Annotated in this window: 21 protein-coding genes; 17 read left to right on the top strand and 4 right to left on the bottom strand. The window is 73.4% G+C overall.

The window, feature by feature from the left end:
• Positions 1 to 85 precede the first annotated feature (85 nt).
• The 9 genes from AC3RKA_RS00400 to AC3RKA_RS00440 all read left to right on the top strand — a co-directional run bounded on the left by AC3RKA_RS00400 (position 86) and on the right by AC3RKA_RS00440 (position 10,430).
• Positions 86 to 2,266 carry an alpha/beta fold hydrolase gene (locus tag AC3RKA_RS00400; RefSeq protein ID WP_489727307.1) on the top strand — a complete coding sequence of 727 codons (2,181 nt, stop codon included), beginning with the start codon at positions 86 to 88 and terminating at the stop codon, positions 2,264 to 2,266.
• Between the two features lie 171 nt (positions 2,267 to 2,437).
• The gene (locus AC3RKA_RS00405) at positions 2,438 to 3,664 is read left to right on the top strand and encodes a glycerophosphodiester phosphodiesterase (RefSeq protein ID WP_489727308.1); all 1,227 of its coding nucleotides are present in this window, start codon (positions 2,438 to 2,440) and stop codon (positions 3,662 to 3,664) included.
• Between the two features lie 157 nt (positions 3,665 to 3,821).
• Positions 3,822 to 4,637 carry an ATP synthase subunit B family protein gene (locus AC3RKA_RS00410; RefSeq protein ID WP_489727309.1) on the top strand — a complete coding sequence of 272 codons (816 nt, stop codon included), beginning with the start codon at positions 3,822 to 3,824 and terminating at the stop codon, positions 4,635 to 4,637.
• Entirely contained in the window at positions 4,634 to 5,101 is a 468-nt protein-coding gene (locus AC3RKA_RS00415; RefSeq protein WP_036314802.1) for a phage holin family protein, read from the top strand. The genes AC3RKA_RS00410 and AC3RKA_RS00415 overlap by 4 nt, the downstream gene beginning before the upstream one ends.
• Complete coding sequence (locus AC3RKA_RS00420; protein WP_489727310.1) at positions 5,098 to 5,796, top strand: DUF3618 domain-containing protein; 699 nt, start codon at positions 5,098 to 5,100, stop codon at positions 5,794 to 5,796. Before AC3RKA_RS00415 ends, AC3RKA_RS00420 begins: the two co-directional genes overlap by 4 nt.
• A 154-nt stretch (positions 5,797 to 5,950) precedes the next feature.
• On the top strand, positions 5,951 to 6,982 hold the full coding sequence (panC, locus tag AC3RKA_RS00425) for a pantoate--beta-alanine ligase (protein ID WP_489727311.1): 1,032 nt from the start codon (positions 5,951 to 5,953) through the stop codon (positions 6,980 to 6,982).
• Positions 6,979 to 7,686 (top strand): DNA-3-methyladenine glycosylase, encoded by a 708-nt coding sequence (locus AC3RKA_RS00430; RefSeq protein WP_489727312.1) that lies wholly within the window; start codon positions 6,979 to 6,981, stop codon positions 7,684 to 7,686. The genes panC and AC3RKA_RS00430 overlap by 4 nt, the downstream gene beginning before the upstream one ends.
• 47 nt (positions 7,687 to 7,733) lie before the next feature.
• Entirely contained in the window at positions 7,734 to 8,216 is a 483-nt protein-coding gene (locus tag AC3RKA_RS00435) for an SRPBCC family protein (RefSeq protein WP_002856056.1), read from the top strand.
• Between the two features lie 150 nt (positions 8,217 to 8,366).
• Positions 8,367 to 10,430 carry a M13 family metallopeptidase gene (locus AC3RKA_RS00440; RefSeq protein ID WP_489727313.1) on the top strand — a complete coding sequence of 688 codons (2,064 nt, stop codon included), beginning with the start codon at positions 8,367 to 8,369 and terminating at the stop codon, positions 10,428 to 10,430.
• A 40-nt stretch (positions 10,431 to 10,470) separates the two neighbouring features.
• Here AC3RKA_RS00440 and AC3RKA_RS00445 read toward each other — a convergent pair whose 3' ends face one another.
• The gene (locus AC3RKA_RS00445; RefSeq protein WP_489727314.1) at positions 10,471 to 10,980 is read right to left on the bottom strand and encodes a MarR family winged helix-turn-helix transcriptional regulator; all 510 of its coding nucleotides are present in this window, start codon (positions 10,978 to 10,980) and stop codon (positions 10,471 to 10,473) included.
• Positions 10,973 to 12,847, bottom strand: a complete 1,875-nt coding sequence (locus AC3RKA_RS00450) for an MDR family MFS transporter (protein ID WP_489727315.1) — start codon at positions 12,845 to 12,847, stop codon at positions 10,973 to 10,975. Before AC3RKA_RS00450 ends, AC3RKA_RS00445 begins: the two co-directional genes overlap by 8 nt.
• Before the next feature lie 168 nt (positions 12,848 to 13,015).
• Here AC3RKA_RS00450 and AC3RKA_RS00455 point away from each other — a divergent pair, with 168 nt between their 5' ends.
• From AC3RKA_RS00455 to AC3RKA_RS00485, 7 genes are all read left to right on the top strand, one after another.
• Positions 13,016 to 14,005, top strand: coding sequence for a 2-hydroxyacid dehydrogenase (locus tag AC3RKA_RS00455; RefSeq protein ID WP_269600614.1), 990 nt, complete (start codon positions 13,016 to 13,018; stop codon positions 14,003 to 14,005).
• A gap of 32 nt (positions 14,006 to 14,037) precedes the next feature.
• A complete protein-coding gene (lysS, locus tag AC3RKA_RS00460; RefSeq protein WP_115260158.1) occupies positions 14,038 to 15,552 on the top strand; it encodes a lysine--tRNA ligase in 1,515 nt (504 codons plus the stop codon).
• Between the two features lies 1 nt (position 15,553).
• On the top strand, positions 15,554 to 15,793 hold the full coding sequence (locus AC3RKA_RS00465) for a hypothetical protein (RefSeq protein ID WP_002856071.1): 240 nt from the start codon (positions 15,554 to 15,556) through the stop codon (positions 15,791 to 15,793).
• Between the two features lie 164 nt (positions 15,794 to 15,957).
• Positions 15,958 to 16,260 (top strand): histone-like nucleoid-structuring protein Lsr2, encoded by a 303-nt coding sequence (locus AC3RKA_RS00470; protein ID WP_036314827.1) that lies wholly within the window; start codon positions 15,958 to 15,960, stop codon positions 16,258 to 16,260.
• Between the two features lie 156 nt (positions 16,261 to 16,416).
• Entirely contained in the window at positions 16,417 to 18,972 is a 2,556-nt protein-coding gene (locus AC3RKA_RS00475; protein WP_311795764.1) for an ATP-dependent Clp protease ATP-binding subunit, read from the top strand.
• A gap of 325 nt (positions 18,973 to 19,297) precedes the next feature.
• The gene (locus AC3RKA_RS00480) at positions 19,298 to 19,480 is read left to right on the top strand and encodes an Rv0909 family putative TA system antitoxin (RefSeq protein ID WP_002856078.1); all 183 of its coding nucleotides are present in this window, start codon (positions 19,298 to 19,300) and stop codon (positions 19,478 to 19,480) included.
• Between the two features lie 96 nt (positions 19,481 to 19,576).
• On the top strand, positions 19,577 to 20,092 hold the full coding sequence (locus AC3RKA_RS00485) for an amino-acid N-acetyltransferase (protein WP_002856080.1): 516 nt from the start codon (positions 19,577 to 19,579) through the stop codon (positions 20,090 to 20,092).
• 37 nt (positions 20,093 to 20,129) lie between these two features.
• Here AC3RKA_RS00485 and AC3RKA_RS00490 read toward each other — a convergent pair whose 3' ends face one another.
• Positions 20,130 to 21,062: an HhH-GPD family protein gene (locus AC3RKA_RS00490; RefSeq protein WP_002856082.1), complete on the bottom strand. Its 933-nt coding sequence runs from the start codon at positions 21,060 to 21,062 to the stop codon at positions 20,130 to 20,132.
• 41 nt (positions 21,063 to 21,103) lie between these two features.
• Between AC3RKA_RS00490 and AC3RKA_RS00495 the strand changes: the two genes are divergently transcribed.
• Positions 21,104 to 21,934, top strand: coding sequence for a hypothetical protein (locus AC3RKA_RS00495; RefSeq protein ID WP_145033058.1), 831 nt, complete (start codon positions 21,104 to 21,106; stop codon positions 21,932 to 21,934).
• A 13-nt stretch (positions 21,935 to 21,947) separates the two neighbouring features.
• Here the strand turns inward: AC3RKA_RS00495 and radA are convergent, their stop codons facing one another.
• Complete coding sequence (radA, locus tag AC3RKA_RS00500; protein WP_069941089.1) at positions 21,948 to 23,384, bottom strand: DNA repair protein RadA; 1,437 nt, start codon at positions 23,382 to 23,384, stop codon at positions 21,948 to 21,950.
• Positions 23,385 to 23,456 lie beyond the last annotated feature (72 nt).

Consider the following 23,456-nt stretch of genomic DNA (forward strand, 5'->3'; position numbering starts at 1 on the left):
GCACCGGGGCGGCCCGCCGTCGAGGCCACCACCCCGCCGCCCTCCGTGTTGCCCGGATCACGTGCGGGCCGATAGAAACGAACGCATGACCTCCACCCCGGACACCCCCGCCACCCCCTTCCACGACCTCGACGCCTTCACCGCCCTGCCGCGCGTCGCCGGTCTCACCCTCAGCCCGGACGGCGCCCGCCTGGTGACCACCGTCGCCACCCGGGACGCGAAGGGCACCGGCTACGCCACCGCCCTCTGGGAGGTCGACCCCGCGGGCGAGCGCCCCGCCCACCGCCTGACCCGCTCCCGCGAGGGCGAGGCCGGCGCACAGTTCGCCGCGGACGGCACCCTCTTCTTCACCTCCGCCCGTCCCGACCCCGCCGACGCCGAGGCCGAGAAGCGCAGCGCCCTGTGGGCCCTGCCGGCCCGGGGCGGCGAGGCGCGCGTGGTGCTCTCCCGCCCGGGCGGCGTCGCCGCGGTCACGTGCGCCTCCGCGGCGGACCGCGTGGTCGTCACGGCGGACCGGCTGCTCGGTGCGACCACCGAGGCCGAGCACGCGGCCCTCGCGCAGACCCGCAAGGACACCGGTGTGGACGCCATCCTGCACACCGGCTACCCCATCCGCTTCTGGGACCACGACCTCGGCCCCGCCCGCCCCGAGCTCTTCGTCCTCGAGCCCGGCCCGGACCCGCAGGGTGAGCCCGCCACGGACGCCGACGCCGCCGAGCCCGCCACGGACGCCGACGCCGCCGAGCCCGGCCCCGCCGCCTCCGGCCTGGCTCCCGAGGCCGACGACGTGGCGCACCACCTGCGCCACGTCTCCGGATTCCCGCGCTCCCACGCGTTCGGGATCGGCGCGCAGGTGGCCCCGGACGGCTCGTTCCTGCTCACCACGGCCGCCACCGCCGAGGCCCGCGGCAACGTGCGCGAGGGCACGGTGGTGCGCGTGGACCTGGCCACGGGCGAGCACCGCGTCCTGCACGACGTCCCCGGTGAGGACGTGGCCGTCGGCCCCGTCAGCCACGACGGCACGCGCGCCGTCGTCGTCCGCACCCCCGACTCCACCCCGCACTCCGCCGTGCACCCGCGCCTGTACGTGATGGACACAGCCACGGGCCAGACCACGCCCCTGGCCCACGGCTGGGACCGGTGGGCCGACGTCGTCGCGTGGCTGCCGGACGACTCCGCGGTGATCGCGCTCGCGGACTCCGAGGGCCGCCGCCCGGTGTTCCGCATCGAGGTGGCCACCGGCGCCGTCGCGCAGGTGACCCGGGAGGACGAGGCGTGGACCGACGTCGTGCTCTCCCCGGACGGGGCCACGGCCTACGGCGTCCGCTCCTCCTACCTGTTCCCGCCGGAGGTGGCGCGGATCGACCTGGCCACGGGCGAGGCCACGCGCCTGCCGAACCCCGTGGAGCGCCCCGCGATCCCGGGCACCCTCGAGGACGTGGAGACCGTCGCCGAGGACGGCACGCGCGTGCGCGGCTGGCTCGTGCTCCCCGAGGGGGAGCCGCCGGCCGGCGGCCACCCGCTGCTGCTGTGGATCCACGGCGGGCCCCTGGGCTCGTGGAACGCGTGGAGCTGGCGCTGGACCCCGTGGATCATGGCGGCGCGCGGCTACGCGGTGCTGCTGCCAGACCCGGCGCTGTCCACGGGCTACGGCCAGGACTTCATCGAACGCGGCTGGGGCCGCTGGGGCCAGGCGCCCTACACGGACCTGATGGCGCTCACGGACGCCGTCGTGGCGCGTGAGGACGTCGACGGCGACCGCACCACCGCCATGGGCGGCTCGTTCGGCGGCTACATGGCGAACTGGGTGGCCGGGCACACCGATCGGTTCCGGTGCGTGGTCACGCACGCCTCGCTGTGGGCGCTGGACGGCTTCGGCCCGACGACGGACGCCGCGTTCTACTGGGCCCGCGAGATGGACGAGCAGATGCAGCAGGAGAACTCTCCGCACCGGACCGTGGGCGAGATCGTCTCCCCGATGCTCGTCATCCACGGCGACAAGGACTACCGCGTGCCGATCGGCGAGGGGCTGCGCCTGTGGTCGGACCTGCTGGCGAAGTCCGGGCGGCCGGCCGCCGCGGACGGCACCACCGACCACCGGTTCCTCTACTTCCCGCACGAGAACCACTGGATCCTCGCCCCGCAGCACGCGAAGGTCTGGTACGAGGTCGTTCTCGGCTTCCTGGGCGAGCACGTCCTCGGCGACGGCGCCCCGACGGCCCCGGAGACGATGGGACTGACGCGGCCGTCGTCGACGGCGGGCTGAGCCGCCGCGCGCGGCGCCGGGCATCGTGACGGGGGGCTGAACGTCTCTGATCAGCCCCCCGTCACCGGCTGTTCACCGGGCGGGCCGTCTGTGGCCGGAGGGGGGCCACCCGGTCGACACCCGGATCTGGCCCACTGGAGCGGTCATCCCCCTCCCGGAAAGGACCGTTCCATGACCTCCGTCCGTCGTCACGCCGCCTGCGGCCTCGTGGCCCTCGCCGCCGCGGTCGCCGTCAGCGCCCCGCTGGCCGCCCCGGCCGTCGCCGCCCCCGCCGCACCGACGGCCCCGGCCGCCGCGCAGTCCGTCACGGGCAAGCCCGTGGTGCGCCCCGACGTCGTCGGCCACCGCGGCGCCTCCGGCTACCGCCCCGAGCACACCCTGGCCGCCTACGAGCTGGCCGCCGACCAGGGTGCGGACGTGATCGAGCCGGATCTGGTCTCCACCAAGGACGGCGTGCTCGTGGTCCGCCACGAGAACCTGATCGACGGCACCACGGACGTCGCCCAGCGACCCGAGTTCGCGGACCGCAAGACCACCAAGGTCGTCGACGGCGTGGCCCTCACCGGCTGGTTCACCGAGGACTTCACCCTCGCCGAGCTCAAGACCCTGCGCGCCAAGGAGCGCCTGCCGCAGGTCCGCCCCGAGTCCGCGTCCTACGACGGCCGGTACCAGGTGCCCACCTTCCAGGAGGTGCTCGAGCTGCGCGAACGCCTCTCGGCCCGGCACGGCCGGCAGATCGGCGTCATCCCCGAGATCAAGCACCCCACCTACTTCGACTCCATCGGCCTGTCCATGGAGGAGCGCGTCGTCGAGCTGCTCGACGAGCACGGCCTGAACAAGCGCAACGCCCCCGCCACCGTGCAGTCCTTCGAGCTGGCCAACCTGCGCGACCTCAACGCGAACCTCGGCCTCAAGGCCGAGACGGTGTTCCTGTCCAGCGTCACCGGCGCGCCCTACGACTCCGTGGCCGCCGGCGACGGGCTCCGCGACTACGACTTCTACGAGACCGCCGCGGGCATGCGCGAGGTCCGCGCGGCCGGCGTCGACACGCTCGGCCCGGCCTTCGCCCAGATCATCACCAAGCAGAAGGACGGCTCGATGGGCGAGGAGACCGCGTTCGTCTCCCTCGCCCACCGCGCGGGCCTCGAGGTGGTGCCGTACACCTTCCGCGCCGAGAACCAGTTCCTCTACCAGGAGTTCCACTCCTCCCCGGACCCGAACGCGCAGGGTGACATGGTCGGCATGATCCAGCCGTTCCTCGACGCCGGGATCGACGGCTTCTTCACCGACCACCCCGACCTCGGCGTGCAGGCCGTGGACGTCTGGATGCAGGGCAAGAAGGAGCACCCGGGCCGGGGCGTCGGCAAGAACGCCCAGCGGGGCCTGCAGGGGCGCTGACCCCGTCCTGACCGGAGACGATCCCGGCGGACACGAGGTCTTCCGGCACGTCCCTCGCGGTGCTTACCTTGGCCCTCAAGACCGGTGGACCCGGTGATGTGGACGGCCAGAAGGGCCGCCATGAGGGGCCGCCGACCCGGACGAAGGAAGGCACAGCATGACGACGAACACGCCGCAGAACGCCCACGGCTCCTCAGCCGAGGGCCGTGACGCCAAGGACCAGGCGAAGGACAAGGCCCAGCAGGCCGCGGGCGAGGCCCAGGGCCAGGCGAAGGCCGTGGCCCACGACGCCAAGGACAAGGCCCAGGACCTCGCGGCCACCGCCAAGCACGAGGCCGGCCAGGTGAAGGACGAGGCCGCTGACCAGGTGCAGTCGCTGGTCGGCTCCGCCCAGGAGCAGGTCGGCGCCCAGGTGCAGACCCAGCAGGAGCGGCTCGCGGGCCAGGTGCGCAGCTACACCGACGACCTGCACCGCGTGGTCTCCGGTGAGCAGCCGCAGACCGACCTGGTGCGCCGGGGCGTCGCCTCGGTGGCGGACCGTGCCGAGGCCCTGACGCAGCGCCTGGAGACCGCGTCCCCGCAGGACCTGCTGCAGGACGTGCGCGGCTTCGCCGCTCGCCGTCCGGGCACGTTCCTGGCCCTCGCCCTGGGCGCGGGGCTGGTGGCCGGTCGACTGACACGCGGCATCCGTGACGCCGCCCAGCCGGACTCCGCCGCCTCCACCTCGCCGCGCCGTCACGAGACCCGTCTGGACGCGGTGCACGCGGACGTGACCCCGCACCACCTGGACTCGCAGGCCCCGGCCTACTCGAGCGATTCGCTCTCCCAGGCCGACGGCCGCGTCACGGACGGTGCCGGGCCCCGCCGCGCGGCCGGCGTCGGGGACATCCCGTACGGCACGCAGGCGCCGGTCCAGCAGGGCCTGACCGCCGAGCGGCCGTTCGACCAGACCCGGCCCGGGGGTGACGCATGAGCACCGCCCACGAACCGTTCCGCGACGCGACGCCGCACTCCGGCGCGCACACTCCGCCGCCCACGCAGGCGGAGTTCCGCGCCGAGCACGAGAGCCTCGGCGAGATGTTCCAGAGCCTGTCGGCCAAGCTGTCGACGCTGGTCAGCCAGGAGATCGCCCTGGCCAAGGCCGAGGCCACCGAGTCCGCGAAGAAGGCCGGCAAGGGGGCGGGCCTGCTGGCCGGCGCCGCCGTCGGCGGCTTCTTCCTGCTGATGTTCCTGTCCCTGGCCCTGATGCACCTGCTCGACGTGTTCCTGCCGATCGGCTGGGCCGCGTTGATCGTGGCCGTGCTGTGGGGCGTCGTCGCGGCCGTGCTGGCCGTACAGGGCAAGAAGGACATCGAGAAGATCAAGGGTCTGCCGCAGACCCAGGAGACGCTTCAGGAGATCCCCGAGACCCTGAACCCCGCGAAGGAGACGCGATGACCACGAGCAACAACCCCGACGAGATCCGCGCCGACATCGAGCGCACGCGCCGCGAGCTCGGCCAGGACGTGGACGCCCTCGCCGAGAAGGTGAGCCCCACGAAGGCCGTGTCCCGGCAGACCAACCGCATCAAGGACGGCTTCATCCACGCGAAGGAGAACATCATGGGCTCCCCCGAGCAGCACCGCCACGAGCCCTCGCTGGGCGACCGCGCCCACGGGGTGCTCGACGACGCCCGGGCCTCCGCGTACGGCGCGGCAGGCCAGGCCCAGGACCGCCTGGGCGACGCCGGCGACCGCGTGTCCGAGTGGGCCGACGACGCCCAGCACGCCCTGCACCAGGCCCCGGCTCAACTGCGCGGCCGCACCGCAGGCAACCCGCTGGCCGCCGGGCTGATCGCCTTCGGCGCCGGCCTGCTGCTCAGCTCGCTGATCCCCGCCTCACGTGTGGAGCAGCGCGCCGCGGAGGGCCTCAAGGAGCAGGCCGCCCCGCTGGTGGACGAGGCCAAGCAGGCCGCCCAGCAGCTGCGCGAGGACCTCGAGCCCGCCGCCCGCGAGGCCGCCTCGAGCGTGAAGGAGTCGGCCGCCGAGGCCGCGTCCCATCTCAAGGAGCAGGGCACGGACACGGCGCAGGACCTCAAGGCGGAGTCCCAGGACGCCGCCCGCCAGGTGAAGGACACGGCGAAGGACGCCTGAACCCGGCCCGAGCACGACGCCGGCCGGTCCCGTCGACGGGGCCGGCCGGCGTCGTGGGTGGTGGGGCCGAGGCCGGCCTGCGGCTCAGGCCTTGGACCAGATGCGCGCGTTGAGGCGGAAGTCCTCCCCGAGGCCCCGTGCCTAGACTCGGAGGGTGACCCCTCTCGACCGCGTCCCCGACCAGCGCCCCGTCCCCGCCGGCACCGGCCTGACCCTCGAGGACGCCCTCCCCGCTCCCGTGACGGCCGAGGCCGACGGCGGCTCCGCGCGCCCGCGTCTGGCCCGGACCGTCGCCGAGATGCGCTCCGCTCTCCGTGAGCTCGTCGCCCACGCCACGGACGACGGCGACGCCGACCCCGTCACCGTCGGCCTGGTCCCCACGATGGGCGCCCTCCACGGCGGCCACGCGGCCCTGGTGCGGCGGGCCCGCGCCGAGAACGACGTCGTCGCGGTCAGCATCTTCGTGAACCCGCTCCAGTTCGGCGATCCGGCCGACCTGGAGCACTACCCGCGCACCCTGGACGCGGACCTGGACCTGTTGGCGGCGGCGGGCGCCGACGTCGTGTTCGCCCCGGACGTGCAGGAGATGTACCCGGGCTACCCGGACGCACCGATCGTCACCGTCTCCGCCGGCCGCATGGGGGAGGTCCTCGAGGGCGCCTCCCGCCCGGGCCACTTCGACGGCGTGGCCACCGTCGTGGCGAAGCTGTGGAACATCGTGCGCCCGGCGGTGCCGGCCCTGCGCAGCTACTTCGGCCAGAAGGACGCGCAGCAGCTCACCGTCCTGCGTCGCCTGGCCATGGACCTGGACATCGACGTCGACGTCCGCGCCGTGCCCATCGTCCGCTCACCCGAGGGCCTCGCGCTCTCCAGCCGCAACACCCGCCTGGACGCCGCGGGCCTGGAGCATGCGCTCGTCCTCAGCCGCGCGCTGCGCTCCCTGGCCGACGCCGCGGCGGCCGGCGAGCCCGTCGACGTCCAGGCCGCTCGCCGGATGGTCGAGGACGAGCCGGGCGTCGAGCTGGACCACCTCGTGGTGGTGGACCGGGACACCTTCGCCGAGCTCGGTCCGGAGCTGCTGTGCCAGCCGCTGCGCCGCGAGGCCCTCGCCCTCGTGGCCGCGCACGTGCCGCCCGTCCGGCTGATCGACACCATGGTGCTGCCGGCCGCGGGGCCGCTGCCGTGACCCCGGAGCGTCTCGCCGCCGCCTTCGACGGCCCCACGCCCGCGCTCGCCGCGACGCTGCTGGGGTGCCGGCTGACCGTCGTCGCCCCGGACGGCGCCGTCACCGTGCGGCTGACCGAGACCGAGGCGTACGGGGACGCGGGCGCGGACCCCGGCGCCCACTCGTTCCGTGGCCGCACCGAGCGCAATGCCGCGCTGTTCGGGCCGCCGCGGCGCACGTACGTGTACCTGAACTACGGCATCCACCGCTGCCTGAACCTGGTGGGCCACCCCGAGGGGGAGGCCGGCGGCGTGCTGCTGCGTGCGGCAGAGGTGCTCGCGGGAGGGGACCTCGCGATGGCCCGCCGTGGCCGGGACACCGGCCTCAAGCTGCTCTCCGGGCCGGGCAACCTCGGCCAGGGCCTCGGCATCACCCTGGAGATGGGCCACGCGCCCGTGGAGATCGTCACCGCGCCGCCGGAGGTGGCCGACGACGGCGGCACCCCGGCCCGACTCGCCGCGCCGGCCGCGCCCGCCGCGCCCGCCCGCTTCCTCCTGGCCCCGCCCGCGCCCCGCGATCCGGCCGAGCCGCCGATCGAGGTCGTGACGGGCCCGCGCGTCGGCGTCTCGGGGGAGGGCGGCTCCGTGCGCTTCCCGTGGCGGTTCAGCGTGGCCGGCCACCGCAGCGTGTCCGCGTTCCGGCGTGGCCGCAACGTGCCGGACTGAGCCTCAGACCTTGTCGCCCGCCCCGGCCCCGTGTCTAGGTTGATCCCATGACCGAGATGAACAAGACCGCCCACGGCGAGACCCAGCAGACCGTCACCCGGACCATCGACGCGTCCGCCAAGGACGTGTTCGACTTCCTGACCCTGCCCGCGAACCACGCGAAGTTCGACGGCTCGGGCATGGTGCAGTCCGACGACAAGACCCAGCGCATCCAGAAGGTCGGCGACGTGTTCACCATGAACATGCACGCGGAGCACATGGGCGGCGACTACCAGACCGACAACCACGTGGTCGCCTACGACCCGAACAAGCTGGTCGGCTGGAAGACCGCCCCCGCCGGCACCGAGCCCAAGGGCTGGCAGTGGATCTACCGGCTCGAGGACAACGGCTCCGGCAGTACGGTCGTGTCCCTCACCTACGACTGGACCGCCGTGACCGACCCGGAGCTGCTGGAGAAGAACCTCTTCCCGATGGTCTCCGAGGAGCAGATGGAGGAGTCGCTCGCGAAGCTGGCCGCCGAGGTCGGCTGACCCCCGCCTCCCGACGGCGGCCCCCGGGTCGGCCGTCCCCACGACGACGGGCACGCACCCGACCAGGGTGCGTGCCCGTCGTCGTGTCCGGTGTCACGGCTAGAGTGCCGTGCGAGACCGTCCCACCCCCCACGTCCAGGAGGATCCGCCGTGACCGCCACCGCCGAGCCCGAAGTCCCGTCGCCGCGCGAGGACCTGTACCGCCACGTCAACGCCGGGTGGCTGGACACCCACGAGATCCCCGCGGACCAGGGCGCCTACGGCGCGTTCCTCGAGCTGCGGGACGCGGCCGAGCTCGCCGTCCGGCACCTGTGCGAGGACGCCGTGCGCGAGGTCGGCACGGGCTTCGACCCCGCCCAGGCGCGTGTGCAGGCCACGGCCGCGGCCGGTGCGCACCGGGACGCCCCGCTCGCCCCCCTCGACGAGGAGGACGTGGAGGGCACGGAGCATCCGGAGCTCAAGCGCCGGATCGCCGCGCTGTACGCCTCCTTCATGGACGACGAGACCGTGGAGGCCCGCGGCCTCGAGCCGATCGCCTCGGACCTGGCGGCGGTGGCCTCCGTGTCCACCCCCGCGGAGCTGCTCGCCCTGTCCGGAAGGCTGCAGCGCCAGGGCGTCTCCGGCCTCATCAACACCGGCGCCCTCAACGACGCCGGGAACCCGGACCGCATGCTCCTGCACCTGCTCCAGGGCGGTCTGGGCCTGCCGGACGAGTCCTACTACCGGGACGAGGCCTACGCCGAGATCCTCCAGCAGTACACCGAGCACACCGGCCGCCTGCTGGCGCTGGCCGGGATCGGCGCGGACCGGACCGAGGCCGCCGCGCTGGGCACCCGGGTGGTGGAGCTGGAGAAGCGCATCGCCGCCCTGCACTGGGACGTGGTCCGCACCCGGGACGCCGTGGCCCGCTACAACCTCATGACCCACGACCGGCTGACGGAGCTCTTCCCCCTGGCCGACGCCTGGCTCGAGGGCGTGGACGCCGCGGGCGAGCGCGCCGCAGAGGTCGTGGTGTGGCAGCCGGACTTCCTCTCGGGTGTGCAGGAGCTGCTCGACGGCCCCGAGGCCGCCGACCTCGAGGACTGGCGCCACTGGCTGATCCTGCAGGTGCTGCGCTCCTTCGCCGGGTTCCTGCCGGACGCCTTCGTGCAGGAGAACTTCTCCTTCTACGGACGCCGCCTGGCCGGCACCGAGGAGGTCCGTCCGCGCTGGAAGCGCGCGGTCGCGTTCGTCAACGGGGCGGCCGGCGAGGACGTGGCGCAGCTCTACGTGGCCCGCCACTTCCCGCAGGGTCACGTGGCCGCGATGGACGAGCTCGTGGGCCTGCTCCAGGAGGCCTACCGCCGGTCCATCGAGGAGCTCGAGTGGATGGGGGAGGAGACCCGTCAGCGGGCGCTCGAGAAGCTGGCGATGTTCCGTCCCATGGTGGGCTACCCCTCGAAGTGGCTGGACTACTCCGCCCTCGAGGTCCACGCCGGCGACCTGCTGGGCAACGCCCGCTCCTCCTCGGAGCTCGAGTGGGAGCGGGACCTGCGCAAGATCGCGGACGGGCCGGACCCGGAGGAGTGGCACATGACGCCGCAGACGGTGAACGCGTACTACTCGCCGCTCGAGAACGCGATCGTCTTCCCGGCCGCCATCCTGCAGCCGCCGTTCTTCGATCCCGAGTCCTCGATGGCGGCGAACATGGGGGCGATCGGCGCCGTGATCGGCCACGAGATCGGCCACGGCTTCGACGACCAGGGTTCGCGGTACGACGGTGCCGGTCGGCTCGAGGACTGGTGGACCGAGGAGGATCGCGCGGCGTTCACCGAGCGCACCTCCCGGCTGGTGGCCCAGTACAACGCGCTCTCCCCGGCCGAGGCCCCGGACCACCGCGTCAACGGCGAGTTCACCCTCGGGGAGAACATCGGCGACCTCGGCGGCCTGGGCATCGCCCACCGCGCCTTGGAGATCTGGCGGGACGAGGGCGACGGCGCCTCCCTCGACGCCGCGGCCGGGGACCGCGAGTTCTTCACCGCCTGGGCCACCGTGTGGCGTCAGCTCACGCGACCGGAGGCCATGGTCACCCGCATCGCCTCGGACCCGCACTCGCCCAACGAGTTCCGCTGCAACCAGGTGGTCAAGAACATCGACGCCTTCCACGAGGCGTTCGGCACGCGCGAGGGGGACCCCATGTGGCTGGCCCCGGAGGAGCGCGTCACCATCTGGTGATCCCGCACGCCGGCCGGGCCCCGCGGCTCCGGCCGGCGGCTCACTCGGATTCGGCGGGGTCCTGCATCCGGGTCTGCCGCTCGGCGGCCAGCCGGTCCAGCAGGCGCGTCAGCGTCCGGATGTCCTCGCGGTCCCAACGCGCCAGGTCGCGGCGCAGCCCGCGACCCGCCGGGCCGCCGCGCACCGCGTCGAGGCGGGCGAGCCCCTCGGGGGTGGCGCTCAGGAGGGCGGAGCGGCGGTCCCGCGGGTCCGGCTCGCGGGTGATCAGCCCGGCGGCCTCGAGGTCGCGGACCATGCGGGAGACCTGGGCGCGGTCCACCAGCAGGCCTTCGGCCACGGCCGAGGGCGTCATGGTCCCTCCGCCGGCCAGCATCATGAACGCCTTCATCGCCCCGACGGACAGGTCCGGGCTGAGGGCCGCCGCGTAGCGGGCCATCACCTGGCGGTGCTGCAGGACCAGACGCGAGAACGCCTGCTCGAGCCCCTGGGCGGCGGCCTCGAAGCCTGCGTCGTCGCCGCCTCCGACCGGGTCCGGGGCGCCGTCAGCCACGGCGGGCCCGGATCAGCGCGGTGACGACGACCGCCAGCAGGGCCGTCCCCGCCACGGCCAGCGCCGTGGGAACGACGGGCCGGCCGGCCACCGGTGACGCCGTCGCCGGGGGCTCGGCCGCCACCGCCCGGGACTGCTCCGGGTCCTCGGCCAGATGCTGCCCCGGCGCCGCGGTCACCACGGGGATCGGTCCGGTCGCGGGCAGCGTCTGCATGGCCTCGGCCGTGGAGTGGGTGGCCAGGTCGGCGCGGGTGGCGTGGAGGCGCTCGGAGGCGGTCATGCGGCCCAGCGGGATGTTCGGCAGGAACAGGATCGCGGCCAGCGCGACGATCGCGAGCGGCACGCCCACGAGGAACGCGTGGGAGATGCCGGTGGCGTAGACGTCCTCGAAGATCGAGCGCAGGCCATCGGGCATCTCCGCCACGCGTGGCAGGGTGCTGGACTTCAGGCTCTCGGACCACTCGGCGGCGTCCGGGCCCAGGCTGCGCAGGGCCGCGGCGAGGTCCGCGCGGCGCTCCTCGATGCGGTCCGGGACCACGTTGGACACCACGGCACCCATCACGGCGACGCCGATGCTGCCGCCCAGGGTGCGGAAGAAGGTGACGCCGGAGCTGGCGACGCCCATCTGGCGCGGGTCCGTGGTGTTCTGCACCACGAGCACGAGGTTCTGCATGGTCATGCCGACGCCGGCGCCGAGCAGGAACATGTAGAGGGACACCAGCCAGAACGAGGTGTCGTAGTGCAGGGTGCCGAGCAGGCCGGTGCCGGCGATCAGCAGGACGGCGCCGATCACGAGCCAGCGCTTCCACACGCCGGTGCGGGTGATGACGCCGCCGATCACCGTGGAGGACACGAGCAGGCCGACGATCATCGGGATGGTCATGAGGCCGGCCTGGGTCGGGGTCGCGCCGCGGGCGAGCTGCATGTACTGGGCCAGGTAGACGGAGGAGCCGAACATGGCCAGGCCCGTGGCGATCGAAGCGATCGTCGCGAGGGTGAAGGTGCGGTCGCGGAAGAGGGTGAGCGGGATGAGCGGCTCGGCGACGCGCAGCTCGGTCACGACGAACAGGACGGTGGCGACGGCGACGCCGCCGAGCATCCACGCGGTGGTGGTGCTGGCCCAGTCGAAGTCGCGGCCGGCGCTGGTGACCCAGATCAGCAGCAGCGCGGTGGCCGCGGCCAGGAACACGATGCCGAGGTAGTCGATGGACACCTTCTGGCGCTCGCGGTGCGGGAGGTGGAGGGTGCGCTGCACCATCACCAGGGCGACGACGGCGAAGGGCACCGCCACGAAGAAGTTCCAGCGCCAGCCCCACAGGTCGGTGATCACGCCGCCGGCCAGGGGGCCGCCCACCGTGGCCACGGCCATCACGGCGCCGAACAGGCCCATGTAGCGGCCGCGCTCACGCGGGCTGATGATGTCCGCCATGATCACCTGGCTGAGCGCGGCGAGGCCGCCGCCGCCCAGGCCCTGCACGGTGCGGCAGACGATCAGGAAGGTCGGGTCGTGGGTGAAGCCGGCCGCCGCGGAGGCGGCGACGAAGAGCACCAGGGCGAGCTGGAAGAGGACCTTGCGGTTGACGAGGTCGGCCAGCTTGCCCCAGATCGGGGTGGCGATGGCCGTGGCGAGCAGGGCCGAGGTGATGACCCAGGTGTAGGCGGTCTGGTCGCCGCCGATGTCGTGGATGATCACCGGCATCGACGTCGAGACCACCGTGTTGGCGATCATCGAGACGAACATGCCCAGCAGGAGGCCGGTGAGGGCCTGGAGCACGGCGCGGTGGCGCGCGGCGTCGGCGGCGGCGCGCTCGAGCGAGGGGGCGCTGGCCGGCGCGACGGCCTCGGGGGCGGGGGAGGTCGGGGTCATGGGGTCCTTCGGCGGGAGGGGCGGCGCGGTGATTGAGATAAGTCAATGATTGACGAGAGTCAATCATAAGGGGCGTCGGCCCGGGCCGCACCCGCCGTTCGCGGTTAGCCTGGTCACGCCGGACGACGCCCCGTCCTCCCCGCCCCGATCCGAGAGTGAGGCGCTGCCGTGACCCCCCGTTTCCTGCTCATGACCCGCCTCCCCGAGCCCGGGCTCGGGATGCTGCGCGCGGCCGGAGAGGTGGTGGACGGCGCCGACGTCGGAGGGGACGCCGCGCTCGCGCGGCTGGTGGCCTCCGGGGACTACGACGTCGTCGTCTCGGCCCTGGACCAGAAGTTCACCGCCGACGTGCTCGCCGACGCGCGGATCAGGGGCATCGCCAACTACGCGGTCGGCTACAACAACGTGGACGTGGCCGCCGCGACGCGGCGGGGGATCGCCGTCGGCAACACCCCGGACGTGCTCACGGACGCCACCGCGGACATCGCGATGCTCCTGATCCTCGGTGTGACCCGCCGCGCCCACGAGGGTGAGCGGATGGTGCGCGAGGGGCGCTTCCACGGCTGGGCGCCGGACCTGCTCGTGGGCAGGGACGTGCGCGGCGCGACCCTGGGCCTGGCCGGTTTCGGGCGGATCGGCAAGGCGGTGGCCGAGCGCGCGCTCGCCTTCGGCATGGACGTCGTGTTCGCGCCGCGACCGCCCGCGCACCGGGAGGTGGCGGCCGAGGAGCTCGGCGACCTCGCCGGCCGCGTCCGTCAGGTCCGCTGGGAGGAGCTCGTCGAGGCCGCGGACGTCCTGTCCCTCCACGTGCCCCTGACGGACGACACCCACCACCTCGTGGATGCGGACGTGATCGCGAAGATGAAGGACGACGCCGTCCTCGTCAACACGGCCCGCGGGCCCGTGGTGGACGAGGCGGCCCTCGTCACCGCCTTGCGCGAGGGGCGGCTCTTCGGGGCCGGTCTGGACGTCTACGAGGACGAGCCCGCCCTCGCACCGGGCCTGGCCGAGCTGGAGAACGTGATGCTCCTGCCGCACCTGGGCTCCGCCACCCGGGACACCCGCGCCGCGATGGCCGAGCTGGCCGCGCGCAACGCGATCGCCATGGCCACGGGCGCGGAGGTCCCGGCCCTCGTCAACCCCGAGGTGCGCGGCTGACCGGCGGGGCGCCGTCGGTAGACTCGGGGACCGTGACCACCCAGAACTCCGCCTCCGCCGCCGTCGACCACCACGATCAGCAGGCCGTCCGCGCCGCCAAGCGTGAGCAGCTGCTCGCCTCGGGCCGCGAGGCCTACCCCGTGCAGGTGCCGCGCACCCACGCGCTGGCCGAGGTGCGCGAGCGGTTCGACGGCCACGAGCCCGACTGGACCTCGGGCGAGACCGTGTCGGTGACCGGGCGCGTCGTCTTCCTCCGCAACACCGGCAAGCTCTGCTTCGCCACCCTGCAGGAGTCCGGCGCGGACGGGGAGGCCGTCCGCCTCCAGGTCATGGTGTCCCTGGCCGCCGTCGGGGAGGAGTCCCTGGCCGAGTGGAAGAAGGTCGTGGACCTGGGCGACTTCCTCTCCGTCACCGGCGAGGTGATCGTCTCGCGCCGGGGCGAGCTGTCCATCATGGCCTCGGCGTGGGAGATGGCCTCCAAGGCGCTGCGCCCCCTGCCCGTGCTGCACGCGGACCTGAACGAGGAGACCCGCGTCCGCCAGCGCTACGCGGACCTGATCGTGCGCGACGAGGCCCGCCGCATGGTCTACACCCGCGCCAAGGTCACCTCGGCGGTGCGGCGCACCCTCGAGGGCCACGGCTACGTGGAGGTGGAGACCCCGATGCTCCAGCTCGTCCACGGCGGCGCCCTCGCACGTCCCTTCGAGACGCACCTCAACGCATTCGACCAGCCGATGACCCTGCGCATCGCCACCGAGCTGTACCTCAAGCGCGCCGTCGTCGGCGGCATCGACCGCGTATTCGAGATCGGCCGCGTGTTCCGCAACGAGGGCGTGGACTCGACCCACTCGCCCGAGTTCACCACCCTCGAGTCCTATGAGGCATGGGCGGACATGCACGTCATGGCCGAGCGCATGCAGGAGATCATCCTCAACGCCGCGGACGCGGTGGGCGCCGGGCGTCGGCTCGAGACCGCGAAGGGCGTCATCGACCTCGACGGCGAGTGGGCCTGGGTCGCCGTGTACCCGGGGCTGTCCGAGGCCGTGGGCCGCGAGATCACCCCGGACACGGACGCCGAGACCCTGCGGGCGATCGCCGCGGAGCACGAGGTCAAGGTGGACCCCGCGTGGGACGCGGAGAAGCTCGTGATCGAGCTGTTCGGTGAGATCGTGGAGCCCACCCTGATGAACCCCACGTTCGTGTACGACTACCCGCCGGCCGCCCAGCCGCTCGCGCGCCCGCACCGCTCGGACGACCGCGTCATCGAGGCGTGGGATCTGATCATCGGCGGCATGGAGCGCGGCACCGCGTTCTCCGAGCTGATCGACCCCGTCATCCAGCGCGAGCGCCTGACCGCCCAGTCGGCGATGGCGGCCGCCGGCGACGACGAGGCCATGCAGCTGGACGAGGACTTCCTGCGCGCCCTCGAATACGGCGCCCCGCCCATGGGCGGCATCGGCCTGGGCATCGACCGCCTGGTGATGCTGTTCACGGACGCCGGCATCCGCGAGACCATCCTCTTCCCGCTGCTCAAGCCGGAGGCCTGACATGGCCGACTTCTGGGACTACTTCTCCGTCCTCGCCCCCTCGATCGGCCTCGGGCTCATCTTCTGGCTGGTGATGCGCTCCCTGCTGCGTTCGGACACGGGTGAGCGCGAGAGTCAGGCCCGCCGGCTCTCGGGCGCGGACGCGCGGGCGGCCCGCGAGGAGGCCGAGGCCCGTGAATGGGCGGCCCGACGCCGAGCCGAGGGAGGGCCGGAGGCCGATCCGGAGGACCGCGCCCGCTGAGATTCCTTCCTCGGCGTTGAAGAATCCTTCTGCCCGGCTTTGTTGCGGTATTCTTGAATCACCACAAGTGCACGGCCGGAATCGTGAGCACGCGGGAAAGAAGCCCGAGAGCGAAGACCGGAACCCAGGGACACGCGCACGAGAGAAGAAAGTGGGAATCACCGTTGGCACAGAAGGTAGAAGTGGTCCTCGTGGATGATCTTGACGGTTCGCCTGCAGATGAGACCGTGAACTTCGCATTGGACGGTCGCAATTACGAGATCGACCTGTCGAAGGAGCACGCCGCGGAACTCCGTGAGTTCCTGAAGCCCTACATGAAGAAGGGCCGCGCCGTGGCGCCGCCGTCGCCCAAGGTCGAGGCCGCCCAGATCCGCAAGTGGGCGGCCGAGAACGGCTACGAGGTCTCGAGCCGCGGTCGCCTGCACCGCGACGTGGTGGAGGCCTACCGCAACGCGAAGCGCAAGTGAGCGCCCCGCCCGGGTGCGTCGAGGAATCGGCGTCCCCGGGCCTCGTTCCGGCCCCTCCCGACGACGGCCGGGCGGCTTCTCCCGCTGGCGAACAGCCGCGCGGCACGCGGTCCGGGTGCGTAGTGTCGACCACGACCGTACGCAAGGAGTGTGCCCATGTTCGAGAGATTCACCGACCGCGCCCGTCGGGTGGTCGTGCTCGCCCAGGAAGAGGCGCGCATGCTCAACCACAGCTACATCGGCACCGAGCACATCCTGCTCGGACTGATCCACGAGGGTGAGGGCGTCGCAGCCAAGGCACTGGAGTCCATGGACATCTCCCTGGGCGCCGTGCGAGAGAAGGTGCAGGAGGACATCGGCCAGGGCCAGCAGAACCCGCCCGGCCACATCCCCTTCACGCCGCGCGCCAAGAAGGTGCTCGAGCTGTCCCTGCGCGAGGCGCTGCAGCTCGGCCACAACTACATCGGCACCGAGCACATCCTGCTCGGCCTGATCCGCGAGGGCGAGGGCGTGGCCGCCCAGGTCCTCGTGCAGCTCGGCGCGGACCTGAACCGCGTCCGTCAGACGGTCATCCAGCTGCTCTCCGGCTACCAGGGCGGCGCCCAGGGCGGCAAGGAGACCGCGGGCGCCGGGGTGGGCCAGGGTGCGGAGTCCGGCCAGAACGCCGGCTCCGTGGTGCTGGACCAGTTCGGACGCAACCTCACCGCGGCCGCGCACGACGGCAAGCTGGATCCCGTCATCGGGCGTGCGGGCGAGATGGAGCGCGTCATGCAGGTGCTCTCCCGCCGCACCAAGAACAACCCCGTGCTCATCGGCGAGCCCGGCGTCGGCAAGACCGCCGTCGTCGAGGGGCTGGCCCAGGCGATCGACCGCGGCGACGTCCCGGAGACGCTCAAGGACAAGCAGCTCTACTCGCTGGACCTCGGCTCCCTCGTGGCCGGCTCCCGCTACCGCGGCGACTTCGAGGAGCGCCTGAAGAAGGTGCTCAAGGAGATCCGCACGCGCGGGGACATCATCCTGTTCATCGACGAGATCCACACCCTCGTCGGGGCGGGCGCGGCCGAAGGTGCGATCGACGCCGCCAGCATCCTCAAGCCGATGCTGGCCCGGGGTGAGCTCCAGACCATCGGCGCCACCACGCTGGACGAGTACCGCAAGCACATCGAGAAGGACGCCGCGCTCGAGCGCCGCTTCCAGCCGATCCAGGTCGCCGAGCCGTCCGTCGAGGACGCCACGGAGATCCTGCGCGGCCTGCGGGACCGTTACGAGGCGCACCACAAGGTCTCCATCACGGACGGCGCGCTCAAGGCCGCCGCCGGCCTGGCGGACCGCTACGTCTCCGACCGGCACCTGCCGGACAAGGCCATCGACCTGATCGACGAGGCCGGCGCGCGTCTGCGCATCCGTCGCATGACCGTGCCGCCGGAGATCAAGGCCTACGAGTCCCGGATCGCGGAGGTGCGCACCCAGAAGGAGGCCGCCATCGACGGCCAGGACTTCGAGGGCGCCGCCCGCCTGCGCGACCAGGAGCAGCAGCTCGAGGACGAGCGCCGAGAGAAGGAGCAGGCGTGGCGCACCGGCGCGGACGCCGACGTCGCCACGGTGGACGAGGACCTCATCGCCGAGGTGCTCTCCAAGTCCACCGGCATCCCGGTGTTCAAGCTCACCGAGGAGGAGACGGACCGCCTGCGCAACATGGAGGAGGAGCTCCACCGCCGCGTGATCGGCCAGGACGAGGCGATCAAGTCCCTGTCCCGCGCCATCCGCCGCACCCGCGCGGGCCTGAAGGACCCGAACCGCCCCTCGGGGTCGTTCATCTTCGCCGGCCCCACCGGCGTCGGCAAGACGGAGCTGGCCAAGTCCCTCGCGGAGTTCCTCTTCGGGGACGAGGACGCGCTCATCACGCTGGACATGTCCGAGTTCCAGGAGAAGCACACCGTCTCGCGTCTGTTCGGTGCCCCTCCCGGCTACGTGGGCTACGAGGAGGGCGGCCAGCTCACCGAGAAGGTCCGCCGCCGTCCGTTCTCCGTGGTGCTGTTCGACGAGGTGGAGAAGGCCCATCAGGACCTCTTCAACTCCCTGCTGCAGATCCTTGAGGACGGTCGCCTGACCGACTCGCAGGGCCGCGTGGTGGACTTCAAGAACACCGTGATCATCATGACCACGAACCTCGGCACCCGGGACATCTCCAAGGGCGTCATGACCGGCTTCCAGTCGGCCACGGACACCACCACCGGGTACGAGCGGATGAAGGGCAAGGTCAAGGAGGAGCTGCGCCAGCACTTCCGCCCCGAGTTCCTCAACCGCGTGGACGACGTGATCGTGTTCCCGCAGCTGCAGAAGCACGAGATCGTGGAGATCGTGGACCTGTTCATCTCCCGCCTCGGCAAGCGCCTGGCGGAGCAGGACCTGTCCATCGAGCTCACCCAGTCCGCCAAGGAACTGCTCGCGGACCGCGGCTACGATCCGGCCATGGGCGCCCGCCCGCTGCGCCGCACCATCCAGCAGATGGTGGAGGACCAGCTCTCGGAGAAGATCCTCTTCGGCGAGATCCCGGCCGGCTCCCACATCACCGTGGACGCCACGGGCGAGGGGGAGGGCGCCGAGCTGACGTTCACGTTCTCCGGCGGCCGGGAGGCCCTGGAGGGTGCGGACCTGGCCGAGCTCGAGCCCGGTGCCGGCGATCCGGTGGACGCCGACCGCTCCGCGTGACCCGCGGGGCCTGATCCACGACGCCGGACCGCGCGTCCGGTGCCCACGGCCCGTCGCCCCTTCCCTCGGGGAGGAGGCGGCGGGCCGTCGTCGTCCCCCCGCGGGACGCTGGGGCCGAGGTCCGCGATACCGCCGCCGGCATCAAGGACGGCCTCCCGAAGGACCGCTGAACCGGCCCGCCTCCCCGCAGGCACGAGAGGGGTTCCCTCGCGGCGGGATCGGTGCCACTGTGGTCTGTGACCGCTCGACGGTGGTCCTGTCTCCGCTTCGACCCGGCGCTCGCCGGGACGGCCGCGGAACAGCCCCGAGAAGAAGGAGGCCGCCCATGGGTATCGGTGACCTGAACAACCTCGCAAACCAGCACTCGGACAAGATCAACGAGGCCGTGGACAACGCTCAGGAGCAGCACGGCGACAAGCTCGGCGAGCACGGCGACACCGTGAACAAGGGTGTCGACGGCGCGCAGGAGAAGTTCCTGTCCGGGGACGAGGGCGAGCAGCAGGCCTGAGCCTGCCGTCGACGCCGCGGGAGCCCCCGCCCGGTCCGCCGGGACGGGGGCTCCCGTCTGTCCAGGGCCGGGATGCCCGTGCCTAGACTGGACCCCATGCCTGCCGACCGCCCCCTCACCCTCCGCTCGGCGCGGACCCAGGACGTCCCGGTCATCCAGGCGCTCGTGGAGCCGCTGGCGCGGGAGCGCGTTCTGCTCCAGAAGGAGGCCGTGGCCTACTACGAGGCCATCCAGGAGTTCGTGGTCGCCGAGGAGGCGGACGGGACCCTGGCCGGCTTCGGCGCCCTCCACGTGATGTGGCAGGACATCGCCGAGGTCCGCACCCTCGCCGTCTCGGAGGCCCACCGGGGGACCGGCGTCGGGCACCTGATCATCGAGGAGCTGCTCGACCGCGCGCGGGCCGTGGGCGTCGAGCGGGTCTTCTGCCTGACCTTCGAGGTCGAGTTCTTCCGCCGGCACGGATTCGAGGTGATGGCGGACCAGTCCGCCGTGGACCCGGAGGTCTACGCAGAGCTGCTGCGCTCCACGGACGAGGGCGTCGCCGAGTTCCTCGACCTCGCCCGGGTCAAGCCGAACACGCTGGGCAACACGCGGATGATCCGCCGCCTCTGAGCCCCCGCACCGCGGGCCGCCCCGTGCCCCGGCGAGGTCAGGCCGGGAAGGTGAGGCCGCCGTCGTCGTCCCGGGCCAGCAGCCCGTCCGCCACGAGCCCAGCCACGCACCGCGTCCACTGCGCGTCCTCGGGGCGGTGCGACCCGAGCCGCCCCCCGGCCACGACGACGGCGGGCACCTCCGCCTCGGCCACGCGCCCGTGCTCGCGGACGGCCGCCATCACGGCCCCGCGCACCTGACGGTCCGTGCCGGCCCAGGCCTGGCCGCGCGGCACCTCCGCCGGCGGCGGCGAGCCCGCCGCGACCCACGCGCACATCTCCGCCAGGGGGCAGCGGTCGCAGGCGGGGGAGCGGGCGGTGCAGACGAGGGCCCCGAGCTCCATGACGGCCGCGTTCCACGCGTTGGCGCGGGCGGGGTCCGCGGGCATCAGGGCCTGGGCGCGGCGCATCTCGGCGCGGGTCAGCGACCTGCCGGGCAGGGCCTCACCCGCGACCGCGCGCGCGATCACCCGGCGCACGTTGGTGTCCACGACGGTCTCGGGGAGGCCGAACGCGAAGCTCGCGACCGCCGCGGCCGTGTACTCGCCGATGCCGGGCAGGGCGCGCAGGGCCGCGGGGTCGGCCGGCACCCGGCCGTCGTGGCGCTGGACGACAGCCCGGGCGGCCTCCTGGAGGCGCAGCGCCCGGCGCGGGTAGCCGAGTCGGTCCCAGGCTGTGAGCACGTCTGCGGTGGGGGCGGCGGCCAGGTCCGCGGGGGTGGGCCAGCGCTCCAGCCACTCCCGCCAGCGGGGCAGCACCCTCACGACCGGCGTCTGCTGGAGCATGATCTCCGAGACGAGCACGCCCCACGGGGAGCAGTCCGGGCTGCGCCAGGGCAGGTCTCGGGCGTGGACGGCGAACCAGCCCAGCACCGCGTCGTGCAGGCGCGGCACGTCCACCGTGGGCGGGACGAGGGGGGCGGGCACGGGCATGGCGTCCACTGTAGGGTGCGCCGCCGCCTACCCTGGATCGCATGCCGTCTCGTCCGACTTCCCCCGGGTCGAAGCCGTCCCCCGCCGTCTACCGCCGCCGCCGGCTCGTGGCCGCCCTGCTCGCCCTCGTGCTCCTGCTCCTCGTGGGCTGGGCCGTCGTGGCGCTCGTCCGCGCCGGGATCGGCGCCTTCTCCTCTGAGGACGCCGACCCCTCGGCCGCTCCGACGCCGGTGCACTCCCCGTCGCCCGCCCCGGCCACGGACGCCGAGTCCGGCTCCGCCTCGCCCACCGTGGCCCTCGAGGACGCGGCCGAGTGCCAGCCCTCGGACCTGCGGATCGCCGCCTCCGCGGACCGGTCCGAGTACCAGCGGGGCGAGGAGGCCGAGCTGCGCCTGGGCATCACGAACCTCTCCTCGACCCCGTGCCGCACGGATGTGGGCACGGCCCGGCAGGAGTTCACGATCCGCACGGCCGAGGGCGACGACGTCTTCTCCACCCGCATCTGCCAGGCGGACCCCGCGGAGGCCCAGCGGGTGCTGTACCCGCACGAGGAGCTCACCGCCGTGTACCGCTGGTCCGGCCGCGCCTCGAGCCAGGACTGCGGCCGCCTCGGCGCTCTCGCGGAGCCCGGGCCCCATCTGCTGACGGTCGGCCTCGGCGACGTCACCTCCCGCCCCGTCGCGCTGAAGATCCTCGAGGAGCTCGCCCCGGGGGCCCAGGACGGCAGCTCCTCGGCCGCCCCCTCCTCGAGCGGCAGCGCCTCCCCGTCGGGGTCCGGCTCAGCTCCGGCGTCCGCCTCAGCCTCGGCGTCGGCCTCGCCGTCCCCGGCGTCGGTCTCGACCACCGACCCGTCGCCGTCACCGTCCCGCTGAGCCGGCCGCGCCGTCAGCGGCCGGGGCCGGCCTCCGGATGCGCGGCCGGGCCGCCGCCGGTCCACGTGGGGATCGTGGCGAGGGCCTCGCCGATCGAGCCGACCTCCGCCACCGTGAAGCCCGCGGGGACGTCCCCGAGCGGCTCGGGGGAGCGGGGGACCAGGGCGCGGGTGAAGCCCAGGCGGGCGGCCTCGCGCACCCGTCGCCCGATGCCGGGCACGGGGCGCACCTCCCCGGCCAGCCCGAGCTCACCGACGGCGATCATCCCCTGCGGGACGGGGGCCGAGAGCTTCGCCGAGGCCACGGCGACGGCCACGGCCAGGTCCGAGGCGGGCTCCGAGAGCCGCACGCCGCCCACGGTGGCCACGTAGCAGTCGTCCTGGGCGAGGGCGAAACGGGCCCGGCGCTGGAGCACGGCCAGGAGCATGTTCACGCGCGCCGCGTCCACACCGGAGACGGTGCGGCGCGGGCTGCCGCCGGCGGACGGGGTGAGCAGGGACTGCACCTCGGCCACGAGCGGGCGCCGGCCCTCGAGCGTCACCGTCACGCACGTGCCCTCGACCGGCTCCGAGACGCCCGAGAGGAACAGACCGGAGGGGTCGTCCAGGGACTCGATGCCGTCCTCCCGCAGGTCGAAGCAGCCGACCTCGTCCGTGGGCCCGAAGCGGTTCTTCACCGCACGCACCAGGCGCAGCCGTGAGTGGCGGTCCCCCTCGAACTGGCACACCACGTCCACGAGGTGCTCGAGCAGCCGCGGACCCGCGATGGTCCCGTCCTTCGTCACGTGGCCCACCAGGACCGTGGTGATCCCCTTCTCCTTGGCCGTGCGGATGAGGCTGGCGGCCACCTCGCGCACCTGGCTGACGCCCCCGGCGATCCCGTCCACCTCGGTGGACTGCAGGGTCTGCACGGAGTCCACGATCACCAGCTCCGGGTCCGTCCGCTCGATCTGCCCCAGCGCCCGACCCAGGTCCGTCTCCGCCGTCAGACGCAGGGTGTCCGCGATCGCCCCGATCCGGTCTGCCCGGGAGCGCACCTGCGCCGCCGACTCCTCACCCGTCAGGTACAGCACCGAGCGCGGGCCGCCGCCGCCCGCGCCGCGGGCCGTCTGGGCGGCCACGTCCAGCAGCAGCGTGGACTTGCCGATGCCCGGCTCGCCGGCCAGCAGGATCACCGCGCCCGGCACGAGGCCGCCGCCGAGCACGCGGTCCAGCTCGCGCACCCCCGTGGAGCGGAACGAGGCCAGCGTGGCGTCCACGTCCGCGATGCGCGGCGCGACCTCCGCGACCGTGGCCGCGCGCGTGCGACCGGTGGTGGACGTCAGCCCGATCTCCTCGACCGTGCCCCACGACTGGCACTCCCCGCAGCGGCCGACCCACTTCACGGTGGTCCAGCCGCACTCGGTGCAGCGGTATCCGGGGGCACGCTTCGGGGCGGTCTTGGTGGCCATGCGCCCACTCTAGGAGCCGGGGCGGACGCGTTAACCGGCCCGCGGGCGGCCCCGACGTCGACCGCCGGGGCC

The organism is Micrococcus sp. iso_229, from assembly GCF_058072725.1.

Bases quoted from the DNA above. Each gene is read 5' to 3' on its own strand.
- AC3RKA_RS00420 (WP_489727310.1), top strand. From the start codon at position 5,098: ATGACCACGAGCAACAACCCCGACGAGATCCGCGCCGACATCGAGCGC.
- AC3RKA_RS00400 (WP_489727307.1), top strand. From the start codon at position 86: ATGACCTCCACCCCGGACACCCCCGCCACCCCCTTCCACGACCTCGAC.
- AC3RKA_RS00485 (WP_002856080.1), top strand. From the start codon at position 19,577: ATGCCTGCCGACCGCCCCCTCACCCTCCGCTCGGCGCGGACCCAGGAC.
- AC3RKA_RS00495 (WP_145033058.1), top strand. From the start codon at position 21,104: ATGCCGTCTCGTCCGACTTCCCCCGGGTCGAAGCCGTCCCCCGCCGTC.
- AC3RKA_RS00450 (WP_489727315.1), bottom strand. From the start codon at position 12,847: ATGACCCCGACCTCCCCCGCCCCCGAGGCCGTCGCGCCGGCCAGCGCC.
- AC3RKA_RS00415 (WP_036314802.1), top strand. From the start codon at position 4,634: ATGAGCACCGCCCACGAACCGTTCCGCGACGCGACGCCGCACTCCGGC.
- AC3RKA_RS00410 (WP_489727309.1), top strand. From the start codon at position 3,822: ATGACGACGAACACGCCGCAGAACGCCCACGGCTCCTCAGCCGAGGGC.
- AC3RKA_RS00405 (WP_489727308.1), top strand. From the start codon at position 2,438: ATGACCTCCGTCCGTCGTCACGCCGCCTGCGGCCTCGTGGCCCTCGCC.
- radA (WP_069941089.1), bottom strand. From the start codon at position 23,384: ATGGCCACCAAGACCGCCCCGAAGCGTGCCCCCGGATACCGCTGCACC.
- AC3RKA_RS00435 (WP_002856056.1), top strand. From the start codon at position 7,734: ATGACCGAGATGAACAAGACCGCCCACGGCGAGACCCAGCAGACCGTC.
- AC3RKA_RS00465 (WP_002856071.1), top strand. From the start codon at position 15,554: ATGGCCGACTTCTGGGACTACTTCTCCGTCCTCGCCCCCTCGATCGGC.
- AC3RKA_RS00475 (WP_311795764.1), top strand. From the start codon at position 16,417: ATGTTCGAGAGATTCACCGACCGCGCCCGTCGGGTGGTCGTGCTCGCC.
- AC3RKA_RS00490 (WP_002856082.1), bottom strand. From the start codon at position 21,062: ATGCCCGTGCCCGCCCCCCTCGTCCCGCCCACGGTGGACGTGCCGCGC.
- AC3RKA_RS00480 (WP_002856078.1), top strand. From the start codon at position 19,298: ATGGGTATCGGTGACCTGAACAACCTCGCAAACCAGCACTCGGACAAG.